This is a genomic window from Micrococcus sp. KRD026 (assembly GCF_017168445.1).
Taxonomy (GTDB): Bacteria; Actinomycetota; Actinomycetes; order Actinomycetales; family Micrococcaceae; genus Micrococcus; species Micrococcus luteus.
The window spans coordinates 84,584-91,396 of sequence record NZ_JABFBA010000021.1; the positions used below are offsets into that span (position 1 = coordinate 84,584).

The window sequence follows — 6,813 nt, forward strand, 5'->3', positions numbered from 1 at the left end:
ACCCTGGAGACCCGATGACCGCGACCCCCGCCCCGTTCATCCTCAGCGCGTTCGACATGGTGACGCCCGTGCACCAGTCGCCCGGGCTGTGGCGGCACCCCGAGTCCCGCGCCCACGAGTTCGACCGGCTGTCCTTCTGGACGGACCTGGCCCGCACCGTGGAGGAGGGCGGGTTCACCGCCGTGTTCCTCGCGGACATCCTCGGGCTGTACGACGTGCACGGCAGCGGCGTGGACGCCACGGTGCGCGGCGGCGTGCAGTGGCCGCTGCTGGACCCGTTCACGGTGGTCTCGGCGATGGCCGCCGTCACCGAGCGGGTGGGCTTCGGCGTCACCGCGTCCGTCACCTACGAGCAGCCCTACCTGCTGGCGCGCACGCTGACCTCGCTGGACCACTTCACGGAGGGGCGCATCGCATGGAACGTGGTGACCGGCTACCAGGACTCGGCCGCACGCAACCTCGGCCTGGACCGGCAGCCGGGCCACGACGAGCGCTACGACCGCGCCGACGCCTACCTCGACGCCATGTACCGCCAGTTCGAGGGGTCCGTGGAGCGGGACGCCGTCGTGGCGGACCGCGAGTCCGGGGTGTTCGCGGACCCGGCGAAGGTGCACCCGATCGGCGTGGAGGGCCCGCACGTGCGCCTGCCCGGCGTCGCGCTCGCGCACCCCGGGCCGCAGGGCACCCCGTTCCTGTTCCAGGCCGGCGCGTCCTCGCGGGGGCGACGGTTCGCGCTCGAGCACGCGGAGGCGGTCTTCTACATCGGCCCGACGACGGCGCACGTGCGGCGGTTCGTCGAGCAGACCCGCGAGGGCCTGCGGGAGGCCGGCCGCCCCGAGGACGCGATCCGCGTGCTGGCGATGGTGACCGTCGTCGTCGCGGACACGGACGAGGAGGCGCAGGCGCGGCTGGCCGAGTACCACGAACACGTGGACGTGGAGTCCGCGCTCGCGCTGTTCGGCGGCTGGACGGGGGTGGACCTGTCCGGCCTGGACCCGGACGCCGAGCTGGAGCACGTGGAGAGCGAGGCCTCGCGGACGGCGCTGGCCGCGTTCACCACCCAGTCGCCGGACCGTCGCTGGACGGTGCGCGAGGTGGCGGAGTTCGTGAGCGTGGGCGGGCGGGGGCCGGTGATCGTGGGGTCCCCGGCCACCGTGGCCGATGAGCTCGAGCGCTGGCACCGCGAGACGGGCGTGGACGGCTTCAACATCTCGGCGGCCGTGCGCCCGACGGACCTCGAGCGGTTCGCCCGGCTCGTGAGCCCCGAGCTGCGGCGGCGCGGCCTGCTGCGTGAGCCCGAGGCGGGGCGGACCCTGCGCGAGAACGTGGCCGGCGGGGGACCGCTGCTGCCGGAGGACCACCGGGGGGCCCGGTTCCGCTGACCCCGACGCCACGGGAAAACGTCACGCTGACGTGCGCTAATCCGTCTCGTCGTGGGAGAGTGGGGGACGCGTACCCGCGCAGACCCCGCCCCGACCCCAGGAGGCCCGCATGGCCCGGCCCCAGACCGTCCTCACCGTGGTGGCCGCCCGCCGGCTCACCCCGCACCTCGTGCGCCTGACCCTCGGCGGTGAGCAGTTCGACGCCGTCCATGCCCGCTGGGCGGAGAAGGGCGCCACGGACCAGTACGTGAAGCTGCTCTTCGCCGACCCCGCGCTCGGCCTCGAGCCCCCGTACGACCTGGACGCCCTCCGCGAGCGCCTCGCCCCGGAGCAGCTGCCGGTCCGCCGCACCTACACGGTGCGCCACATGGACGCGGCCGCCCGCACCATGGATGTCGACTTCGTGGTCCACGGTGCGTCCGACGGCGGCGCCGCCCCCGGGCACGACGGTGGCCTGGCCGGGGCGTGGGCGGCGTCCGAGCCGGTGGGGCAGCAGGTCGCGTTCCTGGGTCCCGGCGGCGCCTACCGGCCCGACCCCACCGCCGACTGGCACCTGCTCGCCGGCGACGAGGCCGCGCTGCCGGCGATCGCCGCCGCCCTCGAGGACCTCGCCGCCACGGACGCCGCGGCGGCCGGCGTCGCGCTGATCGAGGTGACCGACGCCGGGGACGAGGTGCCCCTGACCGCGCCGGCCGGCGTCGAGGTGCGCTGGCTGCACCGCGGCGGCCCCTTCACCCCGGAGACGACGAGGTTCGCCGCCGCCGTCGAGGGCGCGGCGTGGCGGGACGGACGGGTGCACGCGTTCGTGCACGGCGAGCGGGAGCAGGTCAAGCGCGTCCGGGCGTACCTCACGGACGTGCGCGGCGTGGACCGGCGACAGCTGTCGGTGAGCGCGTACTGGGCCTACGGCCGTGCCGAGGATGTGTTCCAGGCGGAGAAGCAGACCCCGGTGGGGCAGATCTTCGAGGACGGCGCCACCGGCGGCTGACCCGCACAGGTTCGGCACAGCCGAAGTTCCGTCGCCCCTCGGGGCATGACGGGCCAGGGGTGACGTGAGACGGTCGAGGGGTCATCGTCCGGCGGTGCCCGGCCGCCGGCACGTCCGCACCTCTGTGAAGGAGTCCCCATGAAGACGCCCGCACGCCTCGCCGTCGGCATGCTCGCCGCCTCCGGTCTGCTGCTCACCGGCTGCGCCTCCGACCCGACGCTGGACGAGAGCTGGCCCGAGGTCCGCCAGAAGGTCGTGGATGCCGAGAGCCTGCGCCTGAGGATGGAGGGCACCGCCGCCGACAAGGAGGAGGAGAAGGAGGACGCGTCGGCCTCGGCGTCGCCCTCCGCCTCCCTGGGCACGGACGCCATCCAGTCCGCGAACGTGGACCTCGCCGGCGCCACCGACGACTCCCACCTCAAGGGCACCATGAACGTGGACATGGGGGCGGCCACCATGGACATCGAGGTCCTGCGCCGGGACGCCGACGTGTTCTTCAAGCTCAAGGCCGACGGTGACGACCTGCCCCGGGAGATGGGCATGTTCTCCACCCTCGTGGGCGACCGCTGGATCAAGACGAGCGCCGATCAGGCCGCGCAGATGGACATCTCACTCCAGGAGATCATGTCCGACCTCGAGGAGGACATGCCCGCCGCGGACGCCTTCGACGGCAAGGACCTGAAGGCCGAGGAGGTGGAGCTCGAGGGCAGGAAGTACCTCAAGTACGCGCTGCCCGAGGAGCACCACGAGTTCGGCCGGACGATGCTGATCGACCGGGAGAGCACGACCCTCTACCGTCTCGAGGACGTGAACTCGGAGGACGAGGACGTGGACGCGAACGCCACCTTCACCGAGTGGAACGCGGTCGAGGCGCCCGAGGCCCCCGCCTCGGAGGACGTCTTCGACCTGGCCGAGCTGCAGGAGCTGGCCGGTTGACCCGCTGCGCGATCCGGGTGGGCCGGCGGGCCGCCACGGCATGATGTCCTGATGGACCGCACCGCCCCCACCCCGCCCGCGAACGCCCTCGCCCCGGACCTGCCGGAGGACATCGCCCGGGAGGCGATCGCCTTCCGCCGCCGCCTCCACGGGCATCCGGAGCTGGACCTGCACCTGCCCCGCACCCAGGCCGCCGTCCTCGAGCGGCTCGAGGCCCTGCGCGCTGAGGCGGGGGAGGATGCCGCCACCGGCCGCCCCGCGCTGGAGACGAGCGTGGGCCGGGCGCTGAGCTCCGTCGTCGTGGTGCTGCGCGGCGGGGCCCCGCTGCCGGAGGGGGCCCGGCGGCCGGTCGTGCTGCTGCGGGGGGACATGGACGCCCTGCCCGTCACGGAGGAGACCGGGCTGGAGTACGCCCCCGCCGTGCCGGGCACCATGCACGCCTGCGGCCACGACCTGCACACCGCCGGCCTCTACGGCGCCCTGGCGTGGCTGGTGCGCCGTCGCGGGGAGCTCGCCGCCGACGTGGTGGCCATGTTCCAGCCCGGGGAGGAGACCGGCGGCGGCGCCCTGCACATGATCCAGGAGGGGCTGCTGGAGGCGGCCGGGCGACCGGTGGACGCCGCCTACGCGATCCATGTCTCCTCGGGCACGTACCCGCGCGGCGTCCTGCTCAGCCGCCCGGGGGCGATCCAGGCCGGCTGCGACGACCTGGTGGTGACGGTGCACGGTCGAGGCGGGCACGGCTCGGTGCCGCACCTGGCCCAGGATCCGGTGCCCGTGGCCGCCGAGATGGTGCTGGCGCTGCAGTCCGTGGTCACCCGGCAGTTCGACGCCTTCGACCCGGTGGTCGCGACCGTCGGGCACCTGAGCGCGGGCACGGCGGCCAACATCATCCCGGACAGCGCCACCCTCGCCCTCACCCTGCGGACCTTCTCCGCGCCCTCCCGAACCCGGCTGCTCTCGGCCGTGGAGCGCATGGTGCACGGGATCGCCGCGGCGCACGGCATGAGCGCGCAGGTCCGGACGGACTGCGCGTTCCCGGTGACGGCCAACGATCCGGACGCAGTGGCTTTCGTCCGCCGGACCGTGGAGGACCTGTACGGGGCCGACGCCTACCGGGAGCTGCCCGAGCCCGAGCCCGGCAGCGAGGACTTCTCCGAGGTCCTCCAGCGGGTGCCCGGCGCCTACGTCCTGCTCGGGGCGGTCCCGGAGGGCGTGGACCCGGACGAGGCCCCGGTCAACCACTCCCCGCAGGCCGTGTTCGACGACGCCGTGGTGCCGCGGGCCGCTCAGGTGCTGGCCGAGCTGGCGCTGCGGACGGCGCCGGTGCCGGCGTCCTGAGCGCGGCGACCGGCCCGGAGCACCTCGGCGATCTGCCCGACGCACGGCTCGTTCTGCAGGCTCGTGGTGTCCCCGAGCGCGGTGCCCTGGTGCAGCTGCGTCAGCAGCCGCCGCATGATCTTGCCCGAACGGGTCTTGGGCACGTCGGGGACGAAGACCACCTCGGCGGGCTTGGCCACCGGCCCGATCACCCGCCCCACGTGCCGCCGCAGCTCCTCGGCGCGGTCGGCGGCGGAGGCGCCGGGGCCGTCGTCGCCGGCCAGCCAGCTCTCGTGCGCCACCACGAAGGCGACGGCGGCATGCCCGGTGGTCTCGTGCGGCACGGGGCACACCCCCGCCTCGATCACCTCCGGGTGCGCCACGAGGGCGGACTCGATCTCGATGGTGCTCAGCCGGTGCCCGGAGATGTTGATGACGTCGTCCACGCGCCCGAGGATCCAGACGTCGCCGTCCTCGTCCCGCTTGGCGCCGTCGCCGGCGAGGAACCAGCCCGCCTCGCCCTGGTCCGCGTAGTCCTCCCAGTACGAGTGGAAGTAGCGGGCCGGGTTCCGCCACACGGTCCGCGCCATCGCCGGCGAGGTGCGGGTGACCACGATCCGGCCCTGCAGGCCCTCGGGCGTGGGGGCGCCGTCGTCGTCGACCACGGCCACGTCCACCCCCGGCAGGGGCCGGGAGCCGCAGCCCGGCTTGAAGGCCGTGTCCGTGGGGCGCGGGGAGAGCACGGTGGCGCCCGTCTCGGACTGCCACCACGTGTCCACCATCGGCAGGTCCGGGGTGTCCCGGCCGATCTGGGTCCGCGCCCACGTCCAGGCCTCCGGGTTCACGGACTCGCCCACGGTGCCGATCAGGCGGATCGAGGACAGGTCCGGGCCGCCGTCCGCGTGCGCCGGGATCCCGTCCGGATGCCAGCCCTTGAGCGAGCGGATCAGGGTGGGCGCCGTGTAGTAGCTCGTCACCCGGTAGCGCTCGATCACCTCGAAGTGCCGGCCCGGGTGCGGGGCGTTCGGCACACCCTCGTAGATCACCTGCGTGACCCCGTTCGAGAGTGGACCGTAGATCTCGTAGGTGTGCGCGGTGACCCAGGCCAGGTCCGCGGTGCACCAGTGGACGTCGTCGTCGCGCCGTGCCGGGTCCGGGTGGGAGAACAGGAAGTCGTGCGTCCACGAGGCCGCGGCGAGGTACCCGCCGGAGGTGTGCACGAGCCCCTTGGGCTGTCCCGTGGTGCCGGAGGTGTACATGATGAACAGCGGGTGCTCCGCGTCGAAGGCGCGCGGGGTGTGGGTGTCCGGCTGGCGGTCCACGACGTCGTGCCACCACAGGTCCCGGCCCTCGGTCCACGGGATGTCCCGGTGGCCCGTGCGGTCCAGGACGAGGACGTGCTCGATCGCGTTGTCCCCGGACACGGCCTCGTCCGCGTTGGCCTTCACGGGGACGGCGGCACCGCGGCGGAACTGGCCGTCGGTGGTGACGAGCAGCTTGGCGCCCGTGTCCTCGACGCGGAACCGCAGCGCCTCCGCCGAGAACCCGCCGAACACGAGCGAGTGCACGGCGCCGATCCGCGCGCACGCCAGCGTGATGACGATCGTCTCCACGAGCACGGGCAGGTACACGACGACGCGGTCGCCCGCCCCGATGCCCAGCTCCTCGAGGGCGTTCGCGGCCTGGGCGACCTCGCGCTGCAGCTGCGCGTAGGTGACGGCGCGGCGGTCGCCGGGCTCGCCCTCGAAGTACAGGGCGACCTTCTCCCCGCGCCCCGCCGCCACGTGGCGGTCCACGCAGTTCACGGCCACGTTCAGGGTGCCGTCCTCGTACCAGCGGATCTCCGGGCCGCGCTCGGCGGCCGGGTCCGGGGCGGTGAGGGAGCGTGTCCGGGTGAAGGGTCGCTCCCAGCTCAGACGTCGGCCGGCCGCCTCCCAGAACGCGAGCCGGTCCGCCTCGGCCACCGGACGGCCGTCGCCGCGCCCGCCGTGCAGCCGGTCCGCCGGGCGGCCGGGGTGGACGTCCGGGTCGGCGGCGTCGACGAGCGCCTGCGGGAGGGGGCCGGGCAGCGTCGCGAGGGCCGCGGCGGGCACGCCGTCGTTCGGTCCGCGGACGGCCCCGGAGGCGCCCTCCTCGGCCGGGTCGGGGCGGTGAGGGAGCGTGTCCGGGTGAAGGGTCGCTCCCAGC

The 6,813-nt window shown here is 74.5% G+C and carries 5 protein-coding genes; 4 read left to right on the forward strand and 1 reads right to left on the reverse strand.

Annotated elements, in window-relative coordinates; genetic code table 11:
• The first annotated feature begins 14 nt into the window (after nt 1-14).
• From J1M40_RS07510 to J1M40_RS07525, 4 genes are all read left to right on the forward strand, one after another.
• Nucleotides 15-1,382 carry an LLM class flavin-dependent oxidoreductase gene (locus J1M40_RS07510; RefSeq protein WP_020621427.1) on the forward strand — a complete coding sequence of 456 codons (1,368 nt, stop codon included), beginning with the start codon at nt 15-17 and terminating at the stop codon, nt 1,380-1,382.
• A 109-nt stretch (nt 1,383-1,491) separates the two neighbouring features.
• Nucleotides 1,492-2,370, forward strand: a complete 879-nt coding sequence (locus J1M40_RS07515; RefSeq protein WP_020621428.1) for a siderophore-interacting protein — start codon at nt 1,492-1,494, stop codon at nt 2,368-2,370.
• Between the two features lie 138 nt (nt 2,371-2,508).
• Nucleotides 2,509-3,306, forward strand: a complete 798-nt coding sequence (locus J1M40_RS07520; RefSeq protein WP_070708487.1) for a hypothetical protein — start codon at nt 2,509-2,511, stop codon at nt 3,304-3,306.
• A 51-nt stretch (nt 3,307-3,357) separates the two neighbouring features.
• Nucleotides 3,358-4,647 (forward strand): M20 family metallopeptidase, encoded by a 1,290-nt coding sequence (locus J1M40_RS07525; protein ID WP_070708486.1) that lies wholly within the window; start codon nt 3,358-3,360, stop codon nt 4,645-4,647.
• On the opposite strand, the gene acs is transcribed toward J1M40_RS07525, so the two are convergent.
• On the reverse strand, nt 4,596-6,620 hold the full coding sequence (gene acs, locus J1M40_RS07530) for an acetate--CoA ligase (RefSeq protein ID WP_241252162.1): 2,025 nt from the start codon (nt 6,618-6,620) through the stop codon (nt 4,596-4,598). The two genes, J1M40_RS07525 and acs, sit on opposite strands and share 52 nt — an antisense overlap.
• Between the last annotated feature and the right edge of the window lie 193 nt (nt 6,621-6,813).